Annotated in this window: 27 protein-coding genes; 18 read left to right on the plus strand and 9 right to left on the minus strand. The window is 72.0% G+C overall.

Annotated features, from left to right (window positions below):
* The first annotated feature begins 3 nt into the window (after positions 1-3).
* Positions 4-645, plus strand: a complete 642-nt coding sequence (locus ACQPWU_RS33525) for a flavin reductase family protein (RefSeq protein WP_433428882.1) — start codon at positions 4-6, stop codon at positions 643-645.
* A gap of 24 nt (positions 646-669) precedes the next feature.
* Here ACQPWU_RS33525 and ACQPWU_RS33530 read toward each other — a convergent pair whose 3' ends face one another.
* Positions 670-2,274: an FAD-dependent oxidoreductase gene (locus ACQPWU_RS33530; protein WP_433428883.1), complete on the minus strand. Its 1,605-nt coding sequence runs from the start codon at positions 2,272-2,274 to the stop codon at positions 670-672.
* 93 nt (positions 2,275-2,367) lie between these two features.
* Here ACQPWU_RS33530 and ACQPWU_RS33535 point away from each other — a divergent pair, with 93 nt between their 5' ends.
* The 7 genes from ACQPWU_RS33535 (at position 2,368) to ACQPWU_RS33565 (ending at position 6,481) form a co-directional block, all read left to right on the plus strand.
* The gene (locus ACQPWU_RS33535) at positions 2,368-2,946 is read left to right on the plus strand and encodes a helix-turn-helix domain-containing protein (RefSeq protein WP_433428885.1); all 579 of its coding nucleotides are present in this window, start codon (positions 2,368-2,370) and stop codon (positions 2,944-2,946) included.
* An 86-nt stretch (positions 2,947-3,032) separates the two neighbouring features.
* A complete protein-coding gene (locus tag ACQPWU_RS33540; RefSeq protein ID WP_433428888.1) occupies positions 3,033-3,932 on the plus strand; it encodes an oxidoreductase in 900 nt (299 codons plus the stop codon).
* Between the two features lie 24 nt (positions 3,933-3,956).
* The gene (locus ACQPWU_RS33545) at positions 3,957-4,229 is read left to right on the plus strand and encodes a hypothetical protein (RefSeq protein WP_433428890.1); all 273 of its coding nucleotides are present in this window, start codon (positions 3,957-3,959) and stop codon (positions 4,227-4,229) included.
* Positions 4,157-4,543, plus strand: a complete 387-nt coding sequence (locus ACQPWU_RS33550; protein ID WP_433428892.1) for an Rv1733c family protein — start codon at positions 4,157-4,159, stop codon at positions 4,541-4,543. The genes ACQPWU_RS33545 and ACQPWU_RS33550 overlap by 73 nt, the downstream gene beginning before the upstream one ends.
* 75 nt (positions 4,544-4,618) lie before the next feature.
* Complete coding sequence (locus ACQPWU_RS33555) at positions 4,619-4,981, plus strand: YciI family protein (protein WP_433428894.1); 363 nt, start codon at positions 4,619-4,621, stop codon at positions 4,979-4,981.
* A gap of 20 nt (positions 4,982-5,001) precedes the next feature.
* Positions 5,002-6,207: an RNA polymerase sigma factor gene (locus ACQPWU_RS33560; protein ID WP_433428897.1), complete on the plus strand. Its 1,206-nt coding sequence runs from the start codon at positions 5,002-5,004 to the stop codon at positions 6,205-6,207.
* 124 nt (positions 6,208-6,331) lie between these two features.
* Positions 6,332-6,481 carry a hypothetical protein gene (locus ACQPWU_RS33565; RefSeq protein WP_433428899.1) on the plus strand — a complete coding sequence of 50 codons (150 nt, stop codon included), beginning with the start codon at positions 6,332-6,334 and terminating at the stop codon, positions 6,479-6,481.
* Here the strand turns inward: ACQPWU_RS33565 and ACQPWU_RS33570 are convergent.
* From ACQPWU_RS33570 to ACQPWU_RS33580, 3 genes are all read right to left on the minus strand, one after another.
* Positions 6,476-6,952 carry a VOC family protein gene (locus ACQPWU_RS33570; RefSeq protein ID WP_433428901.1) on the minus strand — a complete coding sequence of 159 codons (477 nt, stop codon included), beginning with the start codon at positions 6,950-6,952 and terminating at the stop codon, positions 6,476-6,478. The genes ACQPWU_RS33565 and ACQPWU_RS33570 overlap by 6 nt on opposite strands.
* A gap of 63 nt (positions 6,953-7,015) precedes the next feature.
* Positions 7,016-7,909 carry an ABC transporter permease gene (locus tag ACQPWU_RS33575; protein WP_433428903.1) on the minus strand — a complete coding sequence of 298 codons (894 nt, stop codon included), beginning with the start codon at positions 7,907-7,909 and terminating at the stop codon, positions 7,016-7,018.
* 136 nt (positions 7,910-8,045) lie between these two features.
* Positions 8,046-8,876 (minus strand): hypothetical protein, encoded by an 831-nt coding sequence (locus tag ACQPWU_RS33580; RefSeq protein ID WP_433428906.1) that lies wholly within the window; start codon positions 8,874-8,876, stop codon positions 8,046-8,048.
* 253 nt (positions 8,877-9,129) lie between these two features.
* On the opposite strand from ACQPWU_RS33580, the gene ACQPWU_RS33585 reads away from it, so the two are divergent.
* The 3 genes from ACQPWU_RS33585 (at position 9,130) to ACQPWU_RS33595 (ending at position 14,332) form a co-directional block, all read left to right on the plus strand.
* Complete coding sequence (locus tag ACQPWU_RS33585; protein WP_433428908.1) at positions 9,130-9,918, plus strand: putative protein N(5)-glutamine methyltransferase; 789 nt, start codon at positions 9,130-9,132, stop codon at positions 9,916-9,918.
* A gap of 179 nt (positions 9,919-10,097) precedes the next feature.
* Positions 10,098-11,219 (plus strand): esterase-like activity of phytase family protein, encoded by a 1,122-nt coding sequence (locus tag ACQPWU_RS33590; protein WP_433428911.1) that lies wholly within the window; start codon positions 10,098-10,100, stop codon positions 11,217-11,219.
* A gap of 173 nt (positions 11,220-11,392) precedes the next feature.
* Complete coding sequence (locus ACQPWU_RS33595) at positions 11,393-14,332, plus strand: pyridoxamine 5'-phosphate oxidase family protein (protein ID WP_433428913.1); 2,940 nt, start codon at positions 11,393-11,395, stop codon at positions 14,330-14,332.
* A gap of 61 nt (positions 14,333-14,393) precedes the next feature.
* Here the strand turns inward: ACQPWU_RS33595 and ACQPWU_RS33600 are convergent, their stop codons facing one another.
* Positions 14,394-14,843 (minus strand): winged helix-turn-helix transcriptional regulator, encoded by a 450-nt coding sequence (locus ACQPWU_RS33600; protein ID WP_433428915.1) that lies wholly within the window; start codon positions 14,841-14,843, stop codon positions 14,394-14,396.
* 86 nt (positions 14,844-14,929) lie between these two features.
* Between ACQPWU_RS33600 and ACQPWU_RS33605 the strand changes: the two genes are divergently transcribed.
* Positions 14,930-15,778 (plus strand): class I SAM-dependent methyltransferase, encoded by an 849-nt coding sequence (locus tag ACQPWU_RS33605; protein ID WP_433428918.1) that lies wholly within the window; start codon positions 14,930-14,932, stop codon positions 15,776-15,778.
* 72 nt (positions 15,779-15,850) lie between these two features.
* Positions 15,851-16,714 (plus strand): SMP-30/gluconolactonase/LRE family protein, encoded by an 864-nt coding sequence (locus tag ACQPWU_RS33610; protein ID WP_433428921.1) that lies wholly within the window; start codon positions 15,851-15,853, stop codon positions 16,712-16,714.
* A gap of 12 nt (positions 16,715-16,726) precedes the next feature.
* Here the strand turns inward: ACQPWU_RS33610 and ACQPWU_RS33615 are convergent, their stop codons facing one another.
* Positions 16,727-17,218, minus strand: a complete 492-nt coding sequence (locus ACQPWU_RS33615) for a DinB family protein (RefSeq protein WP_433428924.1) — start codon at positions 17,216-17,218, stop codon at positions 16,727-16,729.
* A 78-nt stretch (positions 17,219-17,296) separates the two neighbouring features.
* Between ACQPWU_RS33615 and ACQPWU_RS33620 the strand changes: the two genes are divergently transcribed.
* The 4 genes from ACQPWU_RS33620 (at position 17,297) to clpX (ending at position 21,045) form a co-directional block, all read left to right on the plus strand.
* Positions 17,297-17,902 (plus strand): TetR-like C-terminal domain-containing protein, encoded by a 606-nt coding sequence (locus ACQPWU_RS33620; RefSeq protein ID WP_433428927.1) that lies wholly within the window; start codon positions 17,297-17,299, stop codon positions 17,900-17,902.
* Complete coding sequence (locus ACQPWU_RS33625) at positions 17,886-18,392, plus strand: FBP domain-containing protein (protein ID WP_433428929.1); 507 nt, start codon at positions 17,886-17,888, stop codon at positions 18,390-18,392. The genes ACQPWU_RS33620 and ACQPWU_RS33625 overlap by 17 nt, the downstream gene beginning before the upstream one ends.
* Before the next feature lie 249 nt (positions 18,393-18,641).
* Positions 18,642-19,805, plus strand: coding sequence for a cytochrome P450 family protein (locus tag ACQPWU_RS33630; RefSeq protein WP_433428931.1), 1,164 nt, complete (start codon positions 18,642-18,644; stop codon positions 19,803-19,805).
* Position 19,806: 1 nt separating this feature from the next.
* On the plus strand, positions 19,807-21,045 hold the full coding sequence (gene clpX, locus ACQPWU_RS33635; RefSeq protein ID WP_433428933.1) for an ATP-dependent Clp protease ATP-binding subunit ClpX: 1,239 nt from the start codon (positions 19,807-19,809) through the stop codon (positions 21,043-21,045).
* A gap of 5 nt (positions 21,046-21,050) precedes the next feature.
* On the opposite strand, the gene ACQPWU_RS33640 is transcribed toward clpX, so the two are convergent.
* Both ACQPWU_RS33640 and ACQPWU_RS33645 read right to left on the minus strand, forming a co-directional pair.
* Positions 21,051-21,689, minus strand: coding sequence for an NAD(P)-dependent oxidoreductase (locus tag ACQPWU_RS33640; RefSeq protein WP_433428935.1), 639 nt, complete (start codon positions 21,687-21,689; stop codon positions 21,051-21,053).
* Position 21,690: 1 nt separating this feature from the next.
* Positions 21,691-22,560 carry an EamA family transporter gene (locus ACQPWU_RS33645; protein ID WP_433428937.1) on the minus strand — a complete coding sequence of 290 codons (870 nt, stop codon included), beginning with the start codon at positions 22,558-22,560 and terminating at the stop codon, positions 21,691-21,693.
* Positions 22,561-22,668: 108 nt separating this feature from the next.
* Here ACQPWU_RS33645 and ACQPWU_RS33650 point away from each other — a divergent pair, with 108 nt between their 5' ends.
* Positions 22,669-23,172, plus strand: coding sequence for a MarR family winged helix-turn-helix transcriptional regulator (locus ACQPWU_RS33650; RefSeq protein ID WP_433428939.1), 504 nt, complete (start codon positions 22,669-22,671; stop codon positions 23,170-23,172).
* 165 nt (positions 23,173-23,337) lie between these two features.
* On the opposite strand, the gene ACQPWU_RS33655 is transcribed toward ACQPWU_RS33650, so the two are convergent.
* On the minus strand, positions 23,338-24,222 hold the full coding sequence (locus tag ACQPWU_RS33655; RefSeq protein ID WP_433428942.1) for a pentapeptide repeat-containing protein: 885 nt from the start codon (positions 24,220-24,222) through the stop codon (positions 23,338-23,340).
* Positions 24,223-24,252: the final 30 nt, after the last annotated feature.

Below are 24,252 nucleotides of genomic sequence, written 5' to 3' on the forward strand. Positions count from 1 at the left end.
GGCATGAACCTCGCGACAGCTGCCACCCATGTGACCATCGAGCCGAGCATCCTGTACTTCGGGACGCCGGTCGTCCTGCTCTCCACGGAGAACCCCGACGGCACCTTCAACCTCGCCCCGATGTCCTCCGCGTGGGCGCTGGGCAACGTGATCGTGCTCGGGCTGGGCGCCGAGGGGCAGACCGCGCGCAACCTCATGAGCCGCCCCGAGGTGGTGATCAACCTGCCCGCTCCCCACCAGTGGACGGCGGTCGAACGCTTGGCGCCTCTCACGGGGCGCCATCCGGTGCCGGCGAGCAAGCCCGCGGGCTGCCGTCACGAGCCCGACAAGTTCGGCGCGGCCGGGCTGCGACCCGAGCCGTCGGAGACGGTACGGCCGCCGCGCGTGGCCGAGTGCCCGATCCAGTTCGAGGCGCGGGCGGAACGGGTGGGGCATGACGTCTCGGGCTCGTTCGTCATCGCCGAGGCCGTCGTCGGGCGGGTCCACGCGGACCCGCGCATCGTCGTGCCCGGCACGCACCACGTGGATCCCGGGGCGTGGAGCCCGCTGATCTACAACTTCCGCCACTACTTCGGCCTCGGCCCCGAACTCGGCCATTCCTACCGCAGCCAGACACCCCACACCCGGTCGGGCAGTACGTCCTGATGGTGGCCGGGGCGGCACGCCTGCTCAGCGAGGTTCGCCGGGCAGCCGCCTGATCTTGAGCACGTTGTCCGTGCGGGTGCCGGGCCTGCCGTCCGGGCCGTTCTGGGTGCGCTCGTACTCCTCGCTGAGCTGCACCTCCCACTCCCCCTCCGGCAGCTCGAGAGTCTCGAGGACCTCACGCGGCGTGGGGAAGTGCGCGTCGAAGGGCGGCGTGTGCTCCCAGGACGGCCATCCCGCGTGCCCGACCACCAGCAGCACGCCGCCGGGCGCGACGGCCGACGCGGCGGCGCGCAGGATCTCGTCGCGAGGCAGGTCGCGGGGAGAGTGCAGGAAGCAGGCGGAGACAAGGTCGAACACGCCCTCGGGGAAGGACGCGGCGAGGTCGTGCCGCTGCCAGTCGATGCGGTCGGCGACCCCCGCGCTTCCGGCGTGCTCGGCGGCGCGTTCGAGCGCCACGTCGGAGATGTCGACCGCGGTGACGCGCCACCCCTTCCCGGCGAGCCAGATCGCGTCGGCGCCCTCGCCGCACCCGAGGTCCAGCGCCGCGCCAGGCTCGAGGTCCGTCGCCTCGCGGACCAGCATGGCGTTGGGGTTCCCGCTCCATATCTGCGCGCTCTGCGCGTAACGAGCGTTCCAGAACGCCGCGTCGGAGTCGTACGACTCGTGGGAGCCGTGGGCCCAGGCCCGGGCGGCGACGGCGCGGCGGGTCTCCTCGGCGATCAGGTCGGCGTTGATCGCCGCCGCCGCCCGTACGCCCGCCGCCGCGGCGCCGATGACCTGCTCGGTCAGGTTGGTCACGTTCCCGGCCACCCACACCCCCGGCACGCTCGTGGCGCCCGACGGGTCGGCGGGCACGCGGGTGCCGATCGCGTAGCCGGACATCTCCTGCTCCTCCGCCTCCAGCCCCAGCCCGGCGAGCAGACCCGCGCGGGCGGTCAGACGGCTGGCAGTGGCGAGGGCCTGGCACGGAACCACCCGGCCGTCCGCGAGCCGCACTCCGGCGAGCCGGTCGCCGGTCACCTCCAGGCCCGTCACCTTCCCCTCCACCACGGTGACGCCCCTGGCGGCGAGCTGCTCGCGCTGTTCCGCGTCGGGCTCGGGGGCGGTGTGCAGGAAGAAGGTCACGTCCTCGCTCCACTGCCGCCACAGCAGCGCCTGGTGAACGGAGAGCGGACCCGTGCCGAGGACCCCGATGACCTGGTCACGCACCTCCCAGCCGTGGCAGTACGGGCAGTGCAGCACGTCCCGCCCCCACCGCCCGGCCAGGCCGGGCACGTCCGGCAGCTCGTCCACCAGGCCGGTGGTCACCAGCAGCCGGTCCGTCTCGACCGCGGACCCGTCGTCGAGCACGACGCGGAAGCCCCCGCCGTCCAGGCGCTCGGCGGTCTCGACGACGCCCGTCACGATCTCCCCGCCGTACCCGATCACCTCCTCGCGGCCGGCGGCCAGCAGCTCCAGCGGCGAGACGCCCTCGCGCGTCAGGTACGTGTGCACACCCTCGGCGGGGGCGTTACGCGGCCGCCCCGCGTCGATGACCAGCACCTTGCGCCGCGCCCGGCCCAACGTGAGCGCCCCGCTCAGACCGGCGGCCCCGCCGCCGACGACCACCACGTCGTACTTCGCGTCCATCGCGCGTCTCCTCTCAAACGTTCCGTCTGCGCCACTGTCCGCGATCGGCCGAGGATTTGACAAACTACGTTGCCGAAATGGCAAAGTGAGCGCATGGACCTCGACGACGTGCTCCACTCCGTGGGCCCGCGGCTCCGTGCGCTGCGCCAGGAGCGCGGGGCGACACTCGCGCAGCTGTCCAGCAGCACCGGCATCTCCGTCAGCACGCTGTCCCGCCTGGAGTCCGGTCAGCGCAAACCGACCCTGGAGCTGCTCCTCCTGCTGGCCCAGGCCCATCAGGTGCAGCTCGACGAGCTGATCGACGCACCCGTGACCGGCGACCCCCGCGTGCATATGCGCCCGTTCAAACGCTTCGGCACGACCTTCATCCCGCTGAGCCGCCGGCCCGGCGGAATGCAGGCGTACAAGCAGATCTACCCGCCGCACTGGCCTGGGTACGAGCCCGAGCAGCAGGTCCACGAGGGTTACGAGTGGTTGTACATCCTGTCGGGGCGGCTGAGGCTGCGCCTCGGGGAGCATGATGTGGTGCTCACGCAGGGGGAGGTGGCGGAGTTCGACACGAGGACGCCGCACGCGACCACCAACCCCGGGCAGGAGCCGGTGGAGGTCCTGGCGCTGTTCGGGCCGCAGGGAGAGCGCATGCACGTCCGCGCCCGTCCCACCCCCCGCTGACCGCGCCGCCTCCCTCTTCGGGGCCAGGAGAAGCGGCGACTTCGTCCGTTCCGAGGCGGTGGGGGTGTGTGGCACACTCCACGACCATGACCTTGGAGACCATCAGCGCGGCGGCGTCGGGGACCTGGCGGCTCGGCGACCTCACCGTGAACCGGATCGGGTACGGCGCGATGCGGCTCACGGCCAACGCGGACGGCACACCCAGCGACCGCGACCGCGTCATCGGCGTACTCCGTCGCGCGATCGAGCTCGGCGTCAACCACATCGACACCGCCGCCTTCTACTTCTCGCCCCTGCGCTCGGCCAACGAGCTGATCAACCGGGCGCTGGCCCCGTACCCCGATGATCTGGTCATCACCACCAAGGTCGGCCCCGGCCGCGATCCGTCGGGCGAGTGGTGGTGGGCCACGCCCGGGCAGCTGCGCGGCCAGGTGGAGGAGAACCTGCGCCAGCTCGGCCGCGACCACCTGGACGTGGTGAACCTCCGCATCCGCACGCGCAGGACCACCCCCTCGATCGCCGAGCACTTCGGGGTGCTGGCCGAGCTGCGCGAGGCCGGGCTGATCCGCCATCTCGGCGTGTCCAACGCCACGCCGCAGCACCTCGCCGAGGCCCGGTCCATCGCCCCGGTCGTGTGCGTCCAGAACCAGTACGGCGTGGACTCCCGGCCCGAGGACGACGAATTCCTCACGGCGTGCGGCGAGCAGGGCATCGCGTTCGTGCCGTACTTCGCGATCGCCGGGGAGGGCCGCGAGGCCGGCGCGAGCGGCACGGACAGCGAGGAGGTGCTCGCCGTGGCCCGCGCGCACGGCGTGACAGGGGCGCAGGTACGGCTGGCATGGACGTTGCAGCGCGGGCCCCACGTGCTGGCCATCCCCGGCACCGGCAACCCCGGCCACCTGGTCGACAACGTGGCGGCCGGGGCGCTGCGTCTCTCGGAGGACGAACTCTCCCGGCTCGATGGCGTGCACCGCCGCGGAGACTGAACCGCCGGGTGCATGATGAACCACGTGACCGAGTCCGTGAAGCGGTGGGTGCGCAGGCACCGGCCGGACGGCAATCCGCTGCGGCGGCGCTCCGACCGCCTGGAGAGCGCCGCGCTGGCGGTGGCGATGCTCTTCATCCTGCTCAGCGTGTGGCCGGCGGTCGTGGCGGGGCGGCAGGCGTACGAGGGCGCGCAGCGTGCGGGCGCCGAAACGGGCGCCGGAGGGTGGAGGCGACGTTGCTGGCGGACGCGCCGGTCACGCGCCTGTCATTCGGGGAGGTCTCCCGGGGTGAGCTGACACCCGCGCGGTGGACGGCGCCTTCCGGGCCGGAGCGCGCCGGCCATGTGCCGGCTCCGTCCCTGGCCAAGGCGGGTGCGAAGGTGTGGATCTGGGTCGATACCCGCGGCCGGCGCGTCCCCGCGCCGCCGAGCCTCACGGATCTCCGGGTCACGGCCGTGGTGACGGCGCTGCTGCTCGTTGCCGTGGCGGCGGTGGTCGTGCTGCCGGCGTTCGCGGGGTTGCGCCGGATGCTCGATCGGGGACGCTACCGTGACTGGGAGGCCGCCTGGTCGCTGGCCGGCGAACGGTGGCGGCGCCCACGCCAGTCCTAGCGCGGGTCTGTCGATTCCCGTCGTTCCCGATTGTCGGTGTCATGGAAGGACGGTTGAGTACAGGGTGGTGGAGTGATGGCGCAGTACGCGGTGCTGTTGTACGAGCAGGTCCCCCCGGAGGACCTGCCCGAGGAGGTCATGCGGGCGCACCTGGGGATGCCGGGGCAGGTGGCCGGGCTGGGCGGCCGGATCGTCGCCGGGATGGCGCTCGAGCAGCCGGAGACGGCCACCTCCGTACGCGGCGACCTGGTGACGGACGGGCCGTTCATCGAGACGAAAGAGGTGCTGGCGGGGGTCTTCGTGGTGGAGGCGCGGGATCTCGACCACGCCCTGGAGATCGCCAAGCTCACCCCGATCGTACGCGGCGGCGTCGAGGTCAGGCCGCTGGTCGACTTCCAGCTCCTTGAGGAGAACGCCCAGCACGTGGAGAAGCGCTGAGCGGCGCGGTCGAGGAGGCCGTGGCCGAGGCGCACCGCCGGGAGTGGGCGTTCGTGCTCGCCACGACGGTACGCGTGACGCGCGACCTGGACACGGCCGAGGAGGCGGTGCAGGACGCCTACGTCCAGGCGTTGCGTACCTGGCCGCGCGACGGCGTGCCCCGGCGGCCCGGGGCGTGGCTGACCACGGCCGCGCGGCGCAACGCGCTCAACGCGCTGGAGCGGCGCAAGACGCTGCAGCGGAAGCTGCCGCTGCTGCTGGAGCCGGAGGACGCCCCCATGCCCGAACTCCACGCCATCCCCGACGACCGGCTGCGATTGATCTTCACCTGCTGCCATCCCGCGCTCGCCCCCGAGGCACACGTCGCCCTCACGCTGCGGCTGGTGTGCGGGGTCGCGACGGCGGACATCGCGCGGGCGTTCCTGGTGGCCGAGGCGACCATGGCCGCCCGGCTCACCAGGGCCAAGAAGAAGATCGCCGCCGCGCGGATCCCGTACCGGGTGCCGTCAGTGGCGGACCTGCCGGGGCGGCTGGACGCGGTGCTGACCGTCATCCACCTGCTCTACTCGACCGGCCACACCGCCCACTCCGGGCAGGATCTCGTACGCGACGACCTGGCGGAGCGGGCGCTCGACCTGGCGCGTATGCTCCACCTGCTCCTGCCCGCCGCACGGGAGGCGGCCGGGCTGCTCGCGCTGCTGCTGGTGCACCAGGCCCGGCGCACCACCCGTACCGACGGGCACGGCCGCCTGCTCCGGCTGGAGGAGCAGGATCGTTCGGCCTGGGACCGGGAGCTGATCGCCGAGGCCGACCGGCTCCTCGTGGCGTCGCTGACGGCGGGCCCGCCGGGGCGGTTCACGCTGCAGGCGGCCATCGCCGCCGTCCACGCCCAGGCGGCCGCCTACGAGGAGACGGACTGGCCACAGATCCTCACGCTCTACGGGGCGCTGCTGCGGGTGTGGCCCTCGCCCGTGGTCGCGCTCAACCGGGCGGTCGCGCTGTCCATGGTGGACGGCCCGGAGGCGGCGCTGGCCGAGGTGGAGGCGCTCGAACGCGAGGGCCGCCTGGCTGGTTACCGCTACCTGCCCGCCACCAAGGCCGACCTGCTGCACCGGCTGGGGCGGGACGCGGAGGCGGTGGAGGCGTACCGGGCGGCGCTGGCGCTCAGCGACAACGCGGCCGAGCAGGAGTTCCTCGCCGAACGCGCCCGCCTCCTCACCCCCTGACGAGATCCCAGGCGCGCGATACCGAAATCGCATAATCAGTCATGCGCCAGGTCAACGGCCCGCCGAGCTCACGGGCCATGCCTGTGCCGGTCGCGCGCATTTCTCAGCGTCTATGGTGAGAGGGATGGACGTGTTCGCCCGCTTGATGGACGGGGTGCGGGCGCGGGGCGCCCTGTTCGGCCGGGCGGTGCTGGAGCCGCCGCAGTCGCCGCGGGCGCCCCGCGGGCTCTCCTCCCCGTGGCCCACCGGCAGGCGCGCCGGGCGCGGATCATGAGTCCGGGAGCCGGTGCGTGTCCGTGCCGAAGCCGTCGAGCTCCTGGCGTTCCTCGAGGGTGCGCAGTTCCTGGAACACCGTGATGTGCAGGCCCGCGGGCGCGTCCAGCCGCGAGTTGAGCGACTCCCAGGGTGTGACGGTGGGCGGCGCCACCTCCGACGCACCCGCCGACACCAGGCGCTCGGTGGTGCCGCGGGCGTCGTCCACCTCGAACGCCACCCGGATCTTCGGCGCCACCTGACGGCCCACCTCGACCTCGTCGATCATCTTCTTCTGGGCAGGGTTCGCGATCTCCAGCGTCGCCCGCCCGGCGTCCAGGATCGCCACCCGCGCGCCGTCCCCGCTGGAGAAGGCGGCCTGCTCGGGCAGGCCCAGCACGTCGCGGTAGAAGGCGACCGCTGCCTCGTAATCCTCGGCCTCCACCACCAGCCGGAGCTGGCGAACGGGGCGGTCTTCGATGGGCGCGCTCATGGGATCTCCTCGAGGGAAACGGGGACGTTCGTTTCCCTGCTCCAACCCACCGGGCCCAGCCCGTCATCCCCGCCCGTAACGGTCCTCGGCCCGCCAGAAGTACCAGAACCCGAAGATCAGCGCGAACACCGCCCAGAACACGCACGACACCCACACCGTCCGCGGCGGCTCGTGGCTCCCGATGAGGATGTCGCGCATCCATTCGATGTAGGAGGCCGCCGGGTTCAGGTACATCACCGTGGCCACCCATTCCGGCAGGCCGGCGCTGTTGACGACCTTGTCGTGGATGGCGAAGAACACCCCGGACGCGTACAGCCACGTACGCATGATGAACGGCAGCAGCTGGCTCAGGTCGCGCATCGATGCGCCCATCCTGGCGAGCACGAGCCCGGCCCCGATGTTGAACGACGTCTGCAGCAGCAGCACGATCGGCATCATCAGCCAGAACCACGTGGGCAGCTCCCCGGTGAGCGTCACGATCAGCAGCAGCACTCCCATCGAGATGACGAGTTGCTGCAGCTCCTGGATCGTGTACGCCAGCGGCAGCGACGCCCGCGGGAAGTGCAGGGCGCGGATCAGCGACAGGTTCCCGGAGATCGACTTGGCGCCCGCGGTGACGGTCCGCTGCGTGTACGTGAAGACGAACATCCCGGTGAGCAGGAACGCCGGGTAGTTGTGGACGTTCTTGCTGCCGCCCAGGATGAGACCGAACATCACGTAGTAGATGGCCGCGTTCAGCAACGGGGTGAGGATCTGCCACAGCTGCCCCAGGGCCGAACCCGAGTACTTGGAGACGTTGCGCGAGGTCGCGTACGTCAGGATGAAATGCCGTCGCTCCCACAGCCGGCGCGTGTACACGGAGAGCATCGGCCGCGCGATGGCGGGGCGCAGCCCGTGCTTCCTGGCCAGCTCGGCCAGCGACCCGCTCTCCGTCGAGGCGTTTTCCAGTTCGCTCATGAGCACCTCGTTGCGTAGCGGTCCTCGGCCCCCGGCGGCGGGCGGCACGTCCGCACCTGCTCCCCGATGCCGAGGCTAACCGATCAACCGGCGACCTCCCCGCTAGTACGCGGCGACCTTTACCGAGCCCGGGCGCTCAGGACATCGCGAGACTCACGCCCGTCACCGCGAAGCGTTCGACGGCCGCCAGGTGGCCGCCGGTGGAGGCCACGATGGTCAGCGTCCGCCCCGGCGCCGCCGCGAAGGAGACCTGGGCCGACCACGGCGAGTCGCTCCCGCCGGCGCTCATGCAGCACGTCTCCCCCACCGGCGCGGGCGAGCCCGGCTGCCGCACCTGGACCCTGATGCTCTCGTCCACGCCCGAGATCCGCCCTCCCACCGTCAGCGGGGATCGCACGGCGGCGCCGTACCCGGGCCTGGTGAGCGAGAGCGTGGTGTCGTCCGTGCCGACCACCTCCCACGGCGCGTCCCCGCCCGAGCCGTACCTGACCAGGTGTACGACGGCCGCGACCAGCGGTCGCGGGCCCTCCTCTCCGCGGTAGCCGACGTGCACCCGCGCGTGGGCGCCCTGTTCGACGGTCTTGGCGACCCGGTCGATCTCGGTGAAGCCGAGGTAGTCGCGGGCGAAGGCGAGCGCGGTACGGCGCGCGTCGAGATGCCACGACCCGCGGCCGTCCTTGAGGTACGCGCGCCGCCACGCCGCCGCCTCGTCCGGGTCGGAGAACGGCCACAGCGGCTGATAGCGGCCGGCGACCAGGCCGTCGCGGGGGCGGGACGCGCCGGTGGACCCGGCCGGCGAGGCGGTGGGCCCGGGCGGCGAGACCGTGGCGCTGGTCGGTACGGATGTGGGGACGGGCGAGGCCGTGGCGCTGGTCGTGGCTCGCCGCGCCCCGGCCTCCCCACACCCGGCGGCGGCCAGCCCGAGCACGACCAGCACCGGCAGGACGTGCCGGGCGAGGGGATTCATGGGGGACCTCCTGGCAGTGGCGATCATGCCCGCTGCGTAAGGAAGTACCCCGGCTGACCGCCTCTCTGACATGGCCTTTCCGTCACAGAGATGACCCGGGAGCGCGCCGGTGTCAGGGAAAGGCTCTGGTACTCTCTCGGACAGATCGTCCTGAGGAGGTGAGACCCATCAACGCTGTGTCAGGCTGGGTGCTCCCTCCCCGCGACCGGGCCAGGTGACCGCGGGAGCGCCCATGGCGTCCCGAAAGGCTGTCATGTCGATTTCCTCGTCATCTGTCCGTACCCTCGTCACCAGGCTGCGCGCCGCCGGCTGCGTGTTCGCCGAGGACGAGGCCGAACTGCTCGTCTCCACCGCCGCCACCTCTGAGGAGCTCGCCGCCATGGTCGAGCGGCGCGTGGCCGGCGAGCCCCTCCAGCACGTCCTCGGCTGGGCCGAGTTCTGCGGGCTGCGGGTGGCGGTGGAGCCGGGGGTGTTCGTGCCCAGGCCGCGCACCGAGTTCCTCATCCGGCAGGCCGTCGAGCTGGCCCGCCGGGTCGCCGGGACGCCGGTCGTCCTCGACCTGTGCTGCGGCACCGGCGCGATGGGGGCGGCGCTGGCCGCGGGGCTGGAGCGGGCCGAGCTGCACGCCACCGACCTCGATCCCGCCGCCGTGCGCTGCGCCCGGCGCAACCTCGCCGCCGGTCACGTCTATGAGGGCGATCTGTACGAGCCGCTGCCCGCCTCGTTGCGTGGCCGGGTGGACGTCGTCATCGCGAGCCCCCCGTACGTGCCCTCGGAATCGGTCGCGCTGCTGCCGTCCGAGGCCCGGCTGCACGAGCCGCTCGTCGCGCTCGACGGCGGAGGCGACGGGCTCGACGTCGTTCGGCGGGTGATCGCCGGGGCGCCGCAATGGCTCGCGCCCGGCGGCCACCTGCTGGTCGAGACCAGCGAACGGCAGGCGGCCGCGACCGCCGAGGCCGTCATCCGCTCGGGACTTACCGCCCGCGTGGCACGCTCGGACGACCTGGACGCCACGACGGTCATCGGGACCCGTCTTCATTGATGCGGCGGCGTGCGCGCCCGGGAGAATACCGGGCGCTTTTCTTGGAATGATTTGACCCTTTTTGATGGGCGGCGTGCCGTTGGTTGTCCGTGGACTTGGCCGGTGATCCGCGCTTTCATTTTCTCCGTCGGTTCCGCTCCTGGAATTGTGGGGATCATATGGCTCGTTCGCGGAGAACAATGGAAATCGCCGTCGCGTTCGCGATGGTGGTGAGCGCCGCCCCTCCCGCCTCGGCGGCGCGGGCGGAGCCCGTACGGATCACGCGGTTTCTCGGGGAGCAGCGGTTGCCGCACTTGATGCGGTTCCGGGGGACCACCGTGGGCGGGTTGTCGGGCATCGACCGCGACCCGGCCACCGGCACCTGGTACTTCATCTCCGACGACCGGTGGCGCTACAACCCCGCCCGCTACTACACCGGCCGGCTGGACATCAACCGGGAGACGGGGGAGTTCACCGGCGTTCGGCTGACCGGGGTCACGACGCTGACCAGGACCGACGGCACTCCGTACCCGGGATACGGCAGGCCGGGGTCGGCCGACCCCGAGTCGATCAGGTACGACCCGCGGCGCGGAGTGCTGCTGTGGGGAGACGAAGGGGACCGGCCGGACAGCCGGAATCCGGCCATTCCGATTTCACCCCCCAGGGTGCGCCTGGCGGATCTCAAGGGGCATAATGTCGGCGAATTGCGCGTGCCTCAGAATTTGCTGCTGACGGATACCGAGAGCGGGCCGCGGCGTAATTTCGGTTTCGAGGGACTGGCCGTCACCCCCCGGCGGATCACCGCCGTCACCGAGGGCCCGCGCTACGAGGACGGGCCGGTGCCCACGGTGGAGCGCGGCTCGCCCGCACGGCTCACCGTGTGGAGGCGCCAGAGCTTCCAGCGCGGCCAGTACGCCTACCCGCTCGACCCGCTGCCCGTCGCGCCGATCCCGCCCGATGGGGCGACCGACACCGGGGTGTCGGAGATCCTGGCCATCGACGACTACCGTTACCTTGCGCTCGAGCGGTCCTGGATCCAGGGCGTGGGCTACCGGGTGAAGCTCTACGAGATCGACCGGCATGACGCCACGAATGTGCTGGACAGGAACGACCTGTCGCAGGGCGCGCCGTACCGGCCGGTGACCAAGCGACTGGTCTACGATCTCGGCTCCTTCCGCCGGCCGGTGCAGAACCTGGAGAGCATGGCCTGGGGGCCGCGCCTGGCCAGTGGCGAGTGCACCCTCGTGATCGGCTCGGACGACAACTTCGACCAGCGCGAGGCGACCCAGTTCCTGGCCTTCGCCGCGACGGGCTGCCCGTGACCGTGCGCGCCCTCACGGCGCCGCCGCCGCGCTGAGGGCCCTGCCGGACGGGCCTCGGCTCCGGGTGTTCGGCCTGGTCAGGAGAGGGCTGGCCGGGACGTGCGTGGGTAGCGTCCGGGTGTGGGCACCTTCGACCCGACCACGCTCCGCAGGGACGTGCCCGGAGAGCCGCGATGAACGCCTGGATGCTCGTCTTCGAGGGCCTCGACCCCGCCGGGGAGGGGCTGCGGGAGGCGTTGTGCACGCTCGGCAACGGCCGGTTCGCCACCCGGGGCGCCACCCCCGACGGCGAGTCCCGCGTGCCGGGCACCTACGTGGCGGGCTGCTACGACCGGCTCGACTCCGTGGTCGCCGGGCACACCGTGACGAACGAGGACATCGTCAACATGCCGGACTGGCTGCCGCTGACGTTCGCCACGCCGGGGTCGGAGTGGTTCCGGCCCGAGCGGGCGGCGCCGGCGGCGTACCGGCACGAGCTCGATCTGTGGCACGGCGTGCTGGTGCGTGCGCTGCGCTGGCGCGACGGCGAGGGCCGCGTCACACGCGTACGGCAGCGCCGCCTGGTGTCCATGGCGGACCCGTACCTGGCCGCCCTGGAGACCACGTTCACCGCCGAGAACTGGTCGGGGCCGATCCGCGTGCGCGCCACACTGGACGGCCGGGTCTCGAACCGGAGCGTGGCCCGCTACCGGGAGCTGCGCGGCGACCACCTCATCGGGCACGCCACCGGCTCCGAGGACGACCTGGCCTGGCTGACGGCGTGTACCAGCTGCTCGCACATCACCGTGGCCCTGGCCGCCAGGATCGACGCGGACGTGCCCGGCGCGCGGCCGCCGCCCGCGAGCCCCGGCGTCACCGCCGCCAGGCCGTCGCCCGGCCCCGACTACGTCTTCTCCGACCACGTGCTTCACCTGACCCGGGGCGAGCCCGCGACGCTCACCAAGATCGTGGCGCTGACGACCTCGCGCGACCCCGCCACCCACGACCCCCGCTCGTCGGCACTCAGGCACGTACGCCGGGCACCCCGCTTCGACGACCTGCTGGCCCGCCACGCCGCCGCGTGGGAAGGGCTGTGGCGGCGCGCCCAGCTCGACGTGGGCGGCCCCAGGTTGTCCCGGATCGTCCACCTGCACATCTTCCATCTGCTCCAGACGCTCTCCCCGCACACCGCCGAGCTCGACGCGGGCGTGCCCGCCCGCGGCCTGCACGGGGAGGCGTACCGGGGGCATGTGTTCTGGGACGAGCTGTTCGTGCAGCCGTGGCTGAGCCTGCGCTTCCCCGAGATCGCGCTCGGCCTGCTGCGTTACCGCTGGCGGCGGCTGCCCGAGGCCAGGGACGCGGCCAGGGAGGCGGGGTACGACGGCGCGATGTTCCCCTGGCAGAGCGGCAGCGACGGCCGCGAGGAGACCCCCACCCTCCACGTCAACCCCATGTCGGGCCGCTGGCTGCCCGACCACTCCCGGCTGCAGCGGCACGTCGGCCTGGCCATCGCCTACAACGTGTGGCAGCACTACCTGGCCACCGGCTCGATGCCTTCGTGGTGCGCCGAGCTGCTGCTCGACATCGCCAGGTTCTTCGCCTCCCTGGCCGTGCCGTACGGCGACCGGTACGAGATCCGCGGCGTCATGGGGCCCGACGAATACCACGACGGCTACCCGGGCGCCGCCGTGCCGGGGCTGGCCAACAACGCGTACACGAACGTCATGACCGTGTGGCTGATGATCCGCGCCCGCGAGACGGCCTCGCTGGTGCCCGGTCTGGAGCCCGAGCCAGCGGAGCTGGCCCGCTGGGACGACATCAGCCGCCGGATGCGGGTGGACTTCCACGACGGTGTGATCAGCCAGTTCACCGGGTACGCGGACCTGCTCGAGCTCGACTGGAGCCGCTACCGCGGCGTGCGGCGCCTGGACCGGGCGCTGGAGGCCGGCGGCGACGACGTCAACCGCTACAAGGCCTCCAAACAGGCCGACACGCTCATGCTCTGCTACCTGCTGACCGGCGCCGAGCTGCTCGGCCTCCTGGAACGGCTCGGCTACCCTGTCCGGCCCAGCCTGATCCCCCGTACGGTCGCCTACTACCTGGACCGCACCAGCCACGGCTCGACACTCAGCGCCGTCGTGCACGCCTGGGTCCTGGCACGTTCCAACCGCTCGCAGTCCTGGAGGTTCTTCACCGAGGCCCTCTACAGCGACATCAAGGACGTCCAGGGTGGCACCACCCCTGAAGGCATCCACCTGGGCGCCATGGGCGGCACGCTCGACCTCCTCCAACGCTGCTACCTCGGCCTGGAACTGCGGCCGGACGGGTTTCGGCTGGATCCCCTGCTGCCCGGCCGGCTCGGCGTGCTGTCCATGCCGATCTGCTATCGCGGGCGCCAGATCTTCATCGACGCCGACCACAACGAGGCACGCGTGAACGGCACCGCGTGCCGTACCTATACGCGAGGAGTAGCCATCATGACCGGCACCGGAGATCTCGGACGCCGCATCATCCATCACCGCGAACGCCTCGGCCTGACCCGCGAACAGGTCGCCGAGCATGCGGACATGTCGCCGGGCTACCTGAAATACCTGGAGGAGAATCCCGACATGCCCGACACCGGAGCCCTCTTCCGCCTGGCCGACGCCCTGCAGACCACGGTGCACGAACTGCTGGGCGGCGACAAGGACCGCCCGCCCGGGCACGGGCCCGCCATGGCCAACCCGACGCTGGAGGTGCTGGACCGGGAGGAATGCCTGCGGCTGATCGAGCCGGGCGGGATCGGGCGGGTCGCGTTCTACGGCTCCTACGGGCCGACCGTGCTGCCCGTCAACTACAAGATGCACCACGGCGCGATCGTCTTCCGCACGGCCGTGGGCGGCTCGATGGACCGGGACCTCCGTACAGGGCTGGAAGGGGTGGACATCAAGATCGCCTTCGAGATCGACCAGATCGACGAGACCAACCGCGAAGGGTGGAGCGTCCTGGTGCAGGGGCCGGCTCATCATGTGACGCCGGACGAGATGGGCGACGTGGCCGACGCGGACGTCACGCCGTGGGCGGGCGGCGAGCGCCGGCTCTACATCCGGATCGTCCCGCACCAGATCATGGGCCACCGCATCCACTGCATCTGACCACCCGCCACCGCGCCGCCCAGCCGGGCAGGGTCCTGGGCCTCCGGGAGGCCCTACCTGGTCAGCGGCCCGGGCCCGGCACGGCGACCACCTGGTGGAGGTCGGCGAGCTCGCCGCATCCGGCGCACTCGACCCTCTGCTCGACCGCCGCGCCACAGGAGCCGTGCCGGAACAGGACCGGCGGACCTTGCGGCGCCGCCCAGCGGTCGCCCCAGGCGGTCAGGGCCAGGATGACCGGCAGCAGATCGGTGGCCTTGTCGGTGGGCAGGTACTCGTAATGGTCGGCGTGGCCGCCGTAGGGCCGGCGCTGGAGGACGCCCTCCCGAACCAGATGATCGAGCCGGGCGGACAGCACATTTCTGGCGATGCCGAGGCTGGCCCGGAACTCGCCGAACGTCTTGAGATGGCGCAGCAGCACATCTCTCAAGATCAACAAGGTCCACCGCTCTCCGACGAGTTCCAGAGCGCGAGCCGCGGAGCAGTTCTGTCCCTCGTAGGTCCGGCCGAGCATGGACCCATCTTAGTGGTTGCGTGATGGGACCACTCCTCATAGATTCGTGGTCCTATCACGCAACCACAAGCGAAGGGGGCAACGACATGACCGTCGACGAGATCGCCGCGATCAAACACGCACAGGCCCAGGACTGGGACGCGGCCGCGTTGGGCCTGGAAGGATTAGTGGACGACCTGGAGGCCGCGCTGTCGTCGGCCACCGACCGGCTCATCGAGCTGGCGTCCCCGCGCCCCGGTCAACGCGTCCTCGATCTCGGCACCGGATACGGAGAGCCCGCGCTCTCGGTGGCCCCGCTGCTGCGACCCGGCGGCGACGTGATCGGCATCGACCTGTCCGGCGAGATGATCGAGTTGGCCCGCCGGCGCGCCACCGGCCAGCCGGACGTCGAGTTCCTCGTAGGCGACTTCGACACCCTGGATCTGCCGGACGCGTCGGCGGACGTCGTTCTGGCCCGCTTCGCCCTGATGTTCGCCCCCGCGCCGGCCCGTACCTTCGCGGAGATCCGGCGTGTCCTGGCCCCGGGAGGCGTTCTGGCCGCGACCGTGTGGGCCTCCCCACAGCTCAACGGCTTCGCCACCGGCACCTTGGCCGTGGCCCGCGCCCTGGGCGCCTCCCCGCCGCCCGGCGCACCGGGCCCGTTCGCCATGGCCGACCTCGACACGCTGATCCAGCAGCTGCGAGGGGCGGGATTCGCCGACGTCAGCGGCGGGGAACTGGTGATCCCGTTCAGATTCGCCGGCCTCGAGCGCTACGTACAGGTCACCCTGGCCGTCACGGCGCCCCGGCTGCTCGCCGCGGCCCGGCAGCTCCTCGGCTCCGACGCCGCCGTCGCCGAGCTCATCAGCACCGCCGCACGTCCCCATCTGGACGGCGACGGGACCGTCGTGCTGCCCTCGACCGCCTTCTGCGTCCGTGCCGTCGCCGCGGCATAGCGCTCACCGAAGGACGCGGGCCGAGCGGCGGTAGGGTCTGGATCACGACCCTGCGACCCTCAGGAGAGCGGCATGAGCATCGCCCCGTACACCGTGACCGACCCCGTCTCCGAGCACGGCGAGGGCCCCGTGTGGTCGAGCCGCTGGGGCGGGCTGCGGTGGGTGGACATGCTGGCCGGTGACGTGCTCGCGCTCGACGCCCAGGGCAAGGTGCGCCGCCGCCACGTGGGGAAGGTGGCCGCCGTCGTACGGCCACGCGTGTCCGGCGGCTACCTGGTCGCGGGCGAGCGCGAGCTGCTGCTGTCCGGCACCGACGACCTGGACGCCCCGCTGCGCTCCCTGGGCGAGGCCTGGACCGACCCCGCCGTCCGGATGAACGACGGCGGCTGCGACCCCGACGGCCGCTTCTACATCGGCAGCATGGCCTACGACGAGAGCCCGGGCCGCGGGTCGTTCTACGTGGCCGAGCCCGGCGGCGGGCTGCGGGTCGTGCTGCCCGAGGTGACGATCTCGAACGGCTTCGACTTCAGCCCGGACGGCACCCTCGCCTACTACGCCGACACCACGACCGGCCGGGTCGACGTGCTCGACTACGACCCGGAGGGCGGGCTGAGCGGACGGCGCCCGTTCGCCGTCGTCGATGCCGCCCAAGGAGCCCCCGACGGGCTGACCGTCGACGCCGAGGGCGGGGTGTGGGTGGCGTTGTGGCAGGGCGCGGCCGTGCATCGCTACGACGCGAGCGGCCGGCTCGACGCCGTCGTCAACCTGCCCGTACGGAAGGTCACCGCGGTGACGTTCGGCGGCGAGGGCCTCGACCGGCTGTTCATCACCACCTCGGCGCTCGGCGTGGACCGCGCCGAGGAGCCGGACGCGGGCGCCGTCTTCGCCGCCGACCCCGGAGTCAGAGGGCGGCCGGTCCTGCCGACCGCCCTGTGACACGCGCGCCGGTCAGGCGGGGCGGTGGTCGCCGGCGGCGCCGTCGATGAGCTCGCGCAGGATGTCCATGTGACCCGCGTGCCGCGCCGTGTCCTCGATCATGTGGATGAGCACCCACCGCATGCTCACCGTCTCCCCCGACCATGACGTGCCCGTGGTCTCCAGGTCCAGGTCGTTGATCGCCCGGTCGGCGCGGGCTCGCGCGCGGCCGTAGAAGGCGACGATCTGCTCGATGGTCTCCTCCGGCCGGATCTCCATGTCCTCTTCCGGCGCGAACCACAGCGGCTCCGGCTCCCGCCCGAACGTCAGGCAGAACCACCCGTTCTCCACCGCCGCCAGGTGCTTCACCAGGCCGAGCAGACTCGTGCCCGATGGTGTCATGGGCCGCCTGGCCTGCTCCTCGTCGAGCCCCTCCACCTTCCACAGGACGGCGTCGCGGTGGCGGTCGAGGCTGGCGTGCAGGCTCTCCTTCTCGCCGCCGGTCAACGGCACCCGTCTGCTCATGCGGTGACCGTACACCGGTTGCGATACCTTGTGACCCTAGGGTAAAAACTAGGATTCCTAGGTTATGAGGAGGTGCCCATGGCTCGTGCCGGGCTGACAGCGGATCGGGTGACCGAGGCGGCCGCCGATCTGGCCGACGAGGCCGGGTTCGACAACATCACCGTGTCCGCGCTGGCACGCAGGTTCGGGGTGGCCGACGCGAGCCTCTACTCGCACGTCAAGAACCTCCGGGACCTGCGTACCCGCGTGGCCGTCCTGGCCGCGCGGGAGCTGGCCGACCGGCTCGCAGACGCGACGTCGGGCCGGTCGGGCAAGGAGTCGCTGACCGGGTTCGCCAACGCCTGGCGCGAGTTCGCGCTGACCCGTCCCGGCCGCTACCAGGCCACCCAGATGGCTCTGGACCCGGCCGTCGTGGCCACGTCCCAGGGGCATCTGCGCATCATGACCCTCACATACGCGCACCTGAGCGCGTACGGGCTGCCCGAGCCCGACCTGACCGACGCCATCCGCCTGCTGCGCAGCACGTACCAGGGCTTCTTCGGGCTGGAGGCGAGCGGCGGGTTCCAGCACACGCGCGACCTCCAGGCGTCCTGGACGAAGATCCTCGACGCGCTCGACAACGCGCTGCGACATTGGCAGGTTTCCGAGCAATCCCCAGGAAACAATCATGAATCCGATCGCTGAGCACGACATCCGCACGTCCTTCGTCAACTGCTCCAAGGGCGAGGCCCGCAGGCTCGATCTCCCGCGCGACCTGGCCGAGTCGCCCTGGCCCGACCTCGACTTCCTGGGCTGGCGCGACCCGGGAGCGCCGGAGCGGGCGTACCTGGTGACCGAGCGCGGCGGCGAGCTGGTCGGCGTGGCGCTGCGCCTGTCACAGGAGACGCGAAGGAGCTTCACCAAGTCCACGCTGTGCTCGGTCTGCGTGACGCCGCACGCGGGCACCGGGGTCACGCTGTTCGCCGCGCCCAGGGTCGGCGCCGCCGGCCGCCAGGGCAACACGGTCGGCGCCTACATGTGCGCCGACCTGGCCTGCTCACTCTATGTACGTGACAAGAAGCAGACGGAGCTGGGCACGCGGTTCGAGTCGCTCTCGGTCGAGGAGCGGATCGTGCGGGCGACCGCGAACCTGCACGGCTTCCTGGAGCGGGTGCTCGACGGCGCCGTGAGGTGACGGAGCCCGAAAAGGCGCTTGGCGGGGGCGACGCTCAGCGCGGCCGCGGACGGGAAGGGCCGTCTGCGGCGTCAGCCGGGCGCTCAGTGCGGCACCGGCGCGAACGTCGCCCATGACTTGGACAGCGCTTGCCCGCCCGCCGGTTCCGCCCCGGCCCGAACTACCTCGCCTGCGCGTTGCCGTGCGCCCGAAAATCGGGATACCTTGGGCATTCAGATGATGTCATCATCCGAATTCTCAGGAGTAGCGATGACCGACGTGCCCGAGATCGACCTGACCGATCCCGCCGTGCTGCGTGACCCCTTCACCGCGTACACGAGCGCCAGAGAGCAGTCACCGGTGGCGCGGCTGCTCGCGCCCGGGTTCGGACCGTTCTGGGCGGTGACGCGGCACGAGGAGGCCAGGGCGATGCTGAGCGATCCGCGCCTGGCCACCAACGAGCACAGCTACCAGCGGCCCGACGTGCCGGAGCACTGCCTGCCGTACATGCGGACCATGACCGAGATGAACGGCGCCGAGCACGCGCGGCTGCGCAGGCTGGTCGCGCCCGCGTTCACGCCGCGCAAGGCCGTGGACTTCGGGCCGCGGATCGAGGTGATCGTCGAGCGCCTGCTCGACGATCTGCCCGCGCGACCGGACCTGCTGGCGGACTTCGCGCGCCCGCTGCCGATCGAGGTGATCTGCGAGATGGTGGGCATCCCCGCCGCCGACCGCCCCAAGTGGCGCGAGTACGGCGCCGCGGTCGCGGCCGGGCACGGCGCGAGCTTCAAGGACGCCATCCCGCGCATCCTGGACGGCGCCAAGGCCGCGGTCGCCAAGGGCCGGGAGGAGCCCGGCGAGGACCTGATCTCCGGCCTCGCCCGCGTCATGGAAGAGGACGGCGACCGTCTCTCCGACACCGAGCTGGTCACCATGGTCTGGACGCTCGTCCTGGCCGGCCAGACGCCCACGAACCTCATCGCCAACGCCGTCGCCGCCCTGCTCTCCCACCCCGCCCAGCTCGCCGGGCTGCGTGCCGATCCCGCCCTGATGCCGCGCGCGGTGGAAGAGCTGATGCGCTGGTGCGGGCCGCAGCTTCTGACCATCCCCCGCTTCACCATGGAGGACGTCCAGATCGGCGGCGTGCCCATCCCCAAGGGCGTGCCGGTCACCGCCTCGATCGCCTCCGCCAACCGCGATCCGCGCGCCTTCGACGAGCCGGACCGGCTCGACATCCGGCGGGAGCCGTCGCCGCATCTCGGGTTCGCACACGGGCCGCACTTCTGCGTCGGCGCCTCGCTGGCCCGCGTGCAGACCGGGATAGCACTCGGCGCCCTGCTGCGCCGCTTCCCCGATCTGGCGCTCGCCGGCGAGATCCAGCACACACCCGACCCGGGCACCTGGCGCCTGACGTCGCTGCCCGTGACCCTCTGAGGTGGCGCGCATCGGCAAGGGCGGCGAGCTGCGCTGCTCGTTCTGCGGGAAGAGCCAGCAGGAAGTGCGCAAGCTCATCGCCGGCCCGCCTTCGGTCTACATCTGCGACGAATGCGTGGTGCTCTGCACCGAAATGGTCGCCGAGGACGAGTTCGCAGAGTACCGCCCGGAGTCGCCCAGGCCGCGGGAGATCCACGCGTTCCTCGACCAGTACGTGGTGGGCCAGGAGGAGGCGAAGCGAGCGCTCGCGGTCGCGGTCTACAACCACTACAAGCGCCTCCGTGCGCCGTCGGATGAGGTCGAGCTCGGCAAGTCGAACATCCTGCTGGTCGGCCCCACCGGCAGCGGCAAGACGCACCTGGTGCAGACGCTCGCGCGGATGCTGGACGTGCCGTTCGCCATCGCCGACGCGACCGCGCTCACCGAGGCCGGGTACGTCGGCGACGACGTCGAGAACCTGCTGCTCAAGCTCATCCAGGCGGCCGGCTTCGACGTCTCCAGGGCCGAGACCGGGATCGTCTACATCGACGAGATCGACAAGGTCGCCCGCAAGGGCGAGAACCCGTCGATCACCCGCGACGTCTCCGGCGAGGGCGTGCAGCAGGCGCTGCTGAAGATCCTGGAGGGCACGGTCGCGAGCGTGCCTCCGCAGGGCGGCAGGAAACATCCGCACCAGGACTTCCTGCAGATCGACACGACGAACGTGCTGTTCATCGCCGGTGGCGCGTTCGAAGGCCTCGAGGAGATCATCGGGCGGCGGCTCATGCGCAAGCGCGCCGGGTTCGGCGCCGGGCAGCGTTCGGCGGAGGAGGACGTGCTGTCCCAGGTGACGCCGCGGGACCTGGTGACGTACGGGCTGATCCCCGAGCTCGCCGGGAGGCTGCCGGTGGTGACGGCCCTGCGGCCGCTGGATCGCGCGGCGCTGATGCGGGTGCTCACCGAGCCGCGCAACGCGCTGATCAAACAGTACCGGCGGCTGTTCGAGCTCGACGGGGTGGAGCTGGAGTTCGACGAGGAGGCCGTGGCCGCCGTCGCCGAGCAGGCGCTGCTGCGCCGCACGGGAGCCAGGGCGGTCCGCGCGATCCTCGAAGAGGTGCTGCTCAACGTGATGTACGAGGTTCCGGGCCGGGACGACGTGGACCGCGTCGTGGTCACCCGCGACACGGTGCTCGACCATGTCAACCCGACCCTGGTCCCCCGCGACCACCACGACGGGGAGCGCCGCGAAAAGTCCGCCTGAGCGCGTCAGTAGCCGACGGTGAACCTGACCCGGCGGTGCCGGGGGCGTTCGGCCTCGTCGAGCAGCGCGACGGCGAAGTCCTCCATGGAGATCACCGACCTGCCCTGGGCGTCGACCAGCAGCTCGTCGCTCCCGAGCCGGTAGCGGCCGGTCCGCTCCCCCGGCTCGAGCAGCGCGGGAGGGCTCAGGTAGGTCCAGTCGGCGACCGGCTCGGCCCGGCAGGCGTCGAGCTGCCGGTCGCAGGCCAGCGCGATGGGCCGCCACGCGGGCGGGAAGTCCGGGGTCTCCACGACGGTGAGGCCGCCGGTGCCCGGAACGGTGAGCCCGGCCGCGCCGCCGACGAGCAGCAGCCGCACGCCGGTCGCCGCCGGCCCGGCCAGCAGCGCCTTGGCGGTCGTGACCAGGTCGCCCTCGTGGCCGGGCGCCGGCCGGGTGGCGCTGATGACGAGGTCCTGGCCGGCGCTCAGTGCGGCCACGTCCACGGCGTTCGAGGCGTCACCCGTGCGGGCGCGTGCGGCGGGGTGCAGCAGGGGGAAGCGGGCGGCGTCGCGGACGACGGCGGTGACCTCGTGGCCGCGCGACAGCGCCTCGGCCACCACCCTGCCGCCCACGGCCCCCGCGGCTCCGAAGACGGTGATGCGCATGTCAGGACTCCTTTCCGGCCAGGACGCGGGGCTTCGCGGTCAACGTGCGGGCGGGCTGGAGCTGGGCCACGACGAGGGCGGCCAGGACGACGACCGCGCCGAGCACCTGGACCGGGGCGAGCTCCTGGCCGAGGACGAGCCAGCCGAGCGCGGTTGCGACCACGGGGCTGAGCAGACCCAGGAACGTGACCTTGGTGGCCGACAGCAGCCGCAGCCCGCGGAACCACAGCGCGTAGGCGAGCGCGGCTCCGATCACGGTGAGGTAGGCGTACCCGGCGAGGTTCGCGGTGGTCAGGGTGGCCGGTGGCGCGCCTTCGACGAGGAGCGCGACGGGGAGCAGCAGCAGGCCTCCGGCCACGAGCTGCCAGCCGGTGGTGGCCAGCAGCGGCGCGGGCGACTGCCACCGCTTGCTCAGCACGACTCCCAACGCCATCACCGCGGCGCCGCCGAGCGCGGCGGCCACTCCGACCGCGTCCAGCCGGGCGTCGGCCCGCAGCACGAGCAGGCTCACCCCGGCCACGCCCGCCACGGCGGCCACCACGGTGCGCGGGGACAGGCGTTCGCCCAGGAGCCCGGCGGACAGCAGGGCGACCAGCAGGGGCTGGATGGCGCCCACGGTCGCGGCCACCCCGCCGGGCAACCGGTAGGCCCCCACGAACAGCAGCGCGAAGAACACCCCGATGTTCAGCGCCCCGAGGACCAGGGCGCGCCACCACCAGACGCCCGTGGGCAGGCGGCGGGTGACGGCGACGAGGAGGAGCCCGGCGGGCAGAGCGCGGATCACGGCCGCCAGCAGAGGGCGGCCGGGTGGCAACAGCTCGGTGGTGACGAGGTACGTGGTCCCCCAGATGGCGGGGGTCAGCGCGGTCAACAGGACGGTTCCCGTTTGGTTTCTTAGCACTAAGACAAAGTAGCTCAGCGCTAAGCTAACTTGCCAGGGTGATTTACCTCACCGCTAAGACATCTGTAGTCTGGGGTGGTGGCTGATCATGTCGACCTCGTCCTCGAGCAATGGGCTGCCCAGCGTCCCGACCTGGATGTCTCACCCATGGCGGTGATCGGTCGGCTGTCGCGGGTGACGCGGCTGATCGACGCCGAGGTGCGCCGTACGTTCGCCGCGCACGGGCTGGATCCGGCCTCCTTCGACGTGCTGGCCACCTTGCGCCGCAGCGAACCCCCGCACCGGCTGACCCCTGCCGAGCTGATGCGCGCGTCCATGGTCACCTCGGGGGCGATCACGCAGCGGCTCGACCGCCTGGAGTCCCGGGGACTGGTGAACCGCACGCCCAGCGACGTGGACGGGCGCGGCGTCTACGTGACGCTCACCGACGAGGGGCACGCCCTGATCGACCGGGCACTGCCCGACCACGTGGCGACCGAGGAGCGCGTGCTCTCGGCCCTGCCCAAGGAGCGGCGGGACGCGCTCGCGCATACGCTACGCGAGCTGCTGGAGTCGCTGGGCGACACCACCGCACCCTCCTGACCAGGCGCGGCCGTCGACACCTCGCACCTGAGTCGCCCGACGTGCCGCCGTCACCACGCGCCCGCGTCCCTCTTTCCGCCCCCGAAGGACCCCGGCGCACGACGGCGGGGATCCCGTCCGCCAGGGCTGATGTCCCTTCGGGGGGTTCCGTGGGCGTGGGAGGTGTCAGCGGCGTCGGCGCCGGCCGGAGCCAGCCCCTCGAGGCGCCCCCTCATGCCGGGTGGCGGCCCAGTGCGCCGGGCGGGTGAGTGTGGCCGGGAGGCGGGTGGCGGCGTCGCCCTTGGCGGCGTTGAGCTGGGCCTGGGTGAGGAAGATGCTGCCGGTGAGGTCGGCCCCCGACAGGTCGGCACCCCGCAGATCGGCCCCGATCAGGTCGGACTCGCGTAGATCGGCGCCCCGGAGGTCGGCGCCGATCACATAGGCGCCCCGCAGGTTGGCCGCCCTCAGGTCGGCGCCCGCCAGCCGGGCCCCGATCAGGTCGGCTCCCCTGCGGTCCTTCCCCTTGCGCCCGCCCCTGACCAGCTCGCTCGCATGCAGCAGCAGGACGTTGACGTCGGCCCGGATCGCCGCGACGTCCAGCTGCTCCAGCACGCCGGCGCTCTCCCGGGTGAGCCGCTCGACATCGGCGAGGGCCCGCCCCAGCTCGGCGTGGACGGCCCGGGCGGGCTCCAGGGTCAGCGCCTCGGCCAGATACCACAGCAGCTCGTGCAGCTGCCGCATGACGGGGAACACCGCGTACATCTGCCGGGCCGTGCCCGGAGCCTCCCGCCAGCTCGTGCCCTCGAAGGTGACCTGGGAGACCTTCTGCCCCGCCCCGAAGCAGTCGTAGACGGTGCAGCCGGGGAAGCCGCGCTCCCTGAGCTGGGAGTGGATGGAGCAGCGGAAGTCCTCGCGCAGGTTGCGGCAGGGCTGCCCGGCGTCCTTGTCGGTGGCGAAGTCGGCCGAGGCCGAGAACGGCAGCGCGACGCAGCACAGCCCGAAGCAGCTCTCGCAGTCGGCCAGCAGGCCGAGCTCGCGGGGGTGGGTTCCGGGCAACGTGCTGGACTCCATTCGTGACGGGATGAGGTGCCCATCAAGGGT

The organism is Nonomuraea sp. CA-141351 (assembly GCF_050944675.1).
Classification (GTDB): Bacteria; Actinomycetota; Actinomycetes; order Streptosporangiales; family Streptosporangiaceae; genus Nonomuraea.

Excerpts from the sequence above, each read along its gene's own strand:
- ACQPWU_RS33525 (WP_433428882.1), top strand. The coding sequence starts at position 4 with ATGAACCTCGCGACAGCTGCCACCCATGTGACCATCGAGCCGAGCATC.
- ACQPWU_RS33530 (WP_433428883.1), bottom strand. The coding sequence starts at position 2,274 with ATGGACGCGAAGTACGACGTGGTGGTCGTCGGCGGCGGGGCCGCCGGT.
- ACQPWU_RS33535 (WP_433428885.1), top strand. The coding sequence starts at position 2,368 with ATGGACCTCGACGACGTGCTCCACTCCGTGGGCCCGCGGCTCCGTGCG.
- ACQPWU_RS33540 (WP_433428888.1), top strand. The coding sequence starts at position 3,033 with ATGACCTTGGAGACCATCAGCGCGGCGGCGTCGGGGACCTGGCGGCTC.
- ACQPWU_RS33555 (WP_433428894.1), top strand. The coding sequence starts at position 4,619 with ATGGCGCAGTACGCGGTGCTGTTGTACGAGCAGGTCCCCCCGGAGGAC.
- ACQPWU_RS33565 (WP_433428899.1), top strand. The coding sequence starts at position 6,332 with ATGGACGTGTTCGCCCGCTTGATGGACGGGGTGCGGGCGCGGGGCGCC.
- ACQPWU_RS33570 (WP_433428901.1), bottom strand. The coding sequence starts at position 6,952 with ATGAGCGCGCCCATCGAAGACCGCCCCGTTCGCCAGCTCCGGCTGGTG.
- ACQPWU_RS33575 (WP_433428903.1), bottom strand. The coding sequence starts at position 7,909 with ATGAGCGAACTGGAAAACGCCTCGACGGAGAGCGGGTCGCTGGCCGAG.
- ACQPWU_RS33580 (WP_433428906.1), bottom strand. The coding sequence starts at position 8,876 with ATGAATCCCCTCGCCCGGCACGTCCTGCCGGTGCTGGTCGTGCTCGGG.
- ACQPWU_RS33585 (WP_433428908.1), top strand. The coding sequence starts at position 9,130 with ATGTCGATTTCCTCGTCATCTGTCCGTACCCTCGTCACCAGGCTGCGC.
- ACQPWU_RS33590 (WP_433428911.1), top strand. The coding sequence starts at position 10,098 with ATGGAAATCGCCGTCGCGTTCGCGATGGTGGTGAGCGCCGCCCCTCCC.
- ACQPWU_RS33595 (WP_433428913.1), top strand. The coding sequence starts at position 11,393 with ATGAACGCCTGGATGCTCGTCTTCGAGGGCCTCGACCCCGCCGGGGAG.
- ACQPWU_RS33600 (WP_433428915.1), bottom strand. The coding sequence starts at position 14,843 with ATGCTCGGCCGGACCTACGAGGGACAGAACTGCTCCGCGGCTCGCGCT.
- ACQPWU_RS33605 (WP_433428918.1), top strand. The coding sequence starts at position 14,930 with ATGACCGTCGACGAGATCGCCGCGATCAAACACGCACAGGCCCAGGAC.
- ACQPWU_RS33610 (WP_433428921.1), top strand. The coding sequence starts at position 15,851 with ATGAGCATCGCCCCGTACACCGTGACCGACCCCGTCTCCGAGCACGGC.
- ACQPWU_RS33615 (WP_433428924.1), bottom strand. The coding sequence starts at position 17,218 with ATGAGCAGACGGGTGCCGTTGACCGGCGGCGAGAAGGAGAGCCTGCAC.
- ACQPWU_RS33620 (WP_433428927.1), top strand. The coding sequence starts at position 17,297 with ATGGCTCGTGCCGGGCTGACAGCGGATCGGGTGACCGAGGCGGCCGCC.
- ACQPWU_RS33625 (WP_433428929.1), top strand. The coding sequence starts at position 17,886 with ATGAATCCGATCGCTGAGCACGACATCCGCACGTCCTTCGTCAACTGC.
- ACQPWU_RS33630 (WP_433428931.1), top strand. The coding sequence starts at position 18,642 with ATGACCGACGTGCCCGAGATCGACCTGACCGATCCCGCCGTGCTGCGT.
- ACQPWU_RS33640 (WP_433428935.1), bottom strand. The coding sequence starts at position 21,689 with ATGCGCATCACCGTCTTCGGAGCCGCGGGGGCCGTGGGCGGCAGGGTG.
- ACQPWU_RS33655 (WP_433428942.1), bottom strand. The coding sequence starts at position 24,222 with ATGGAGTCCAGCACGTTGCCCGGAACCCACCCCCGCGAGCTCGGCCTG.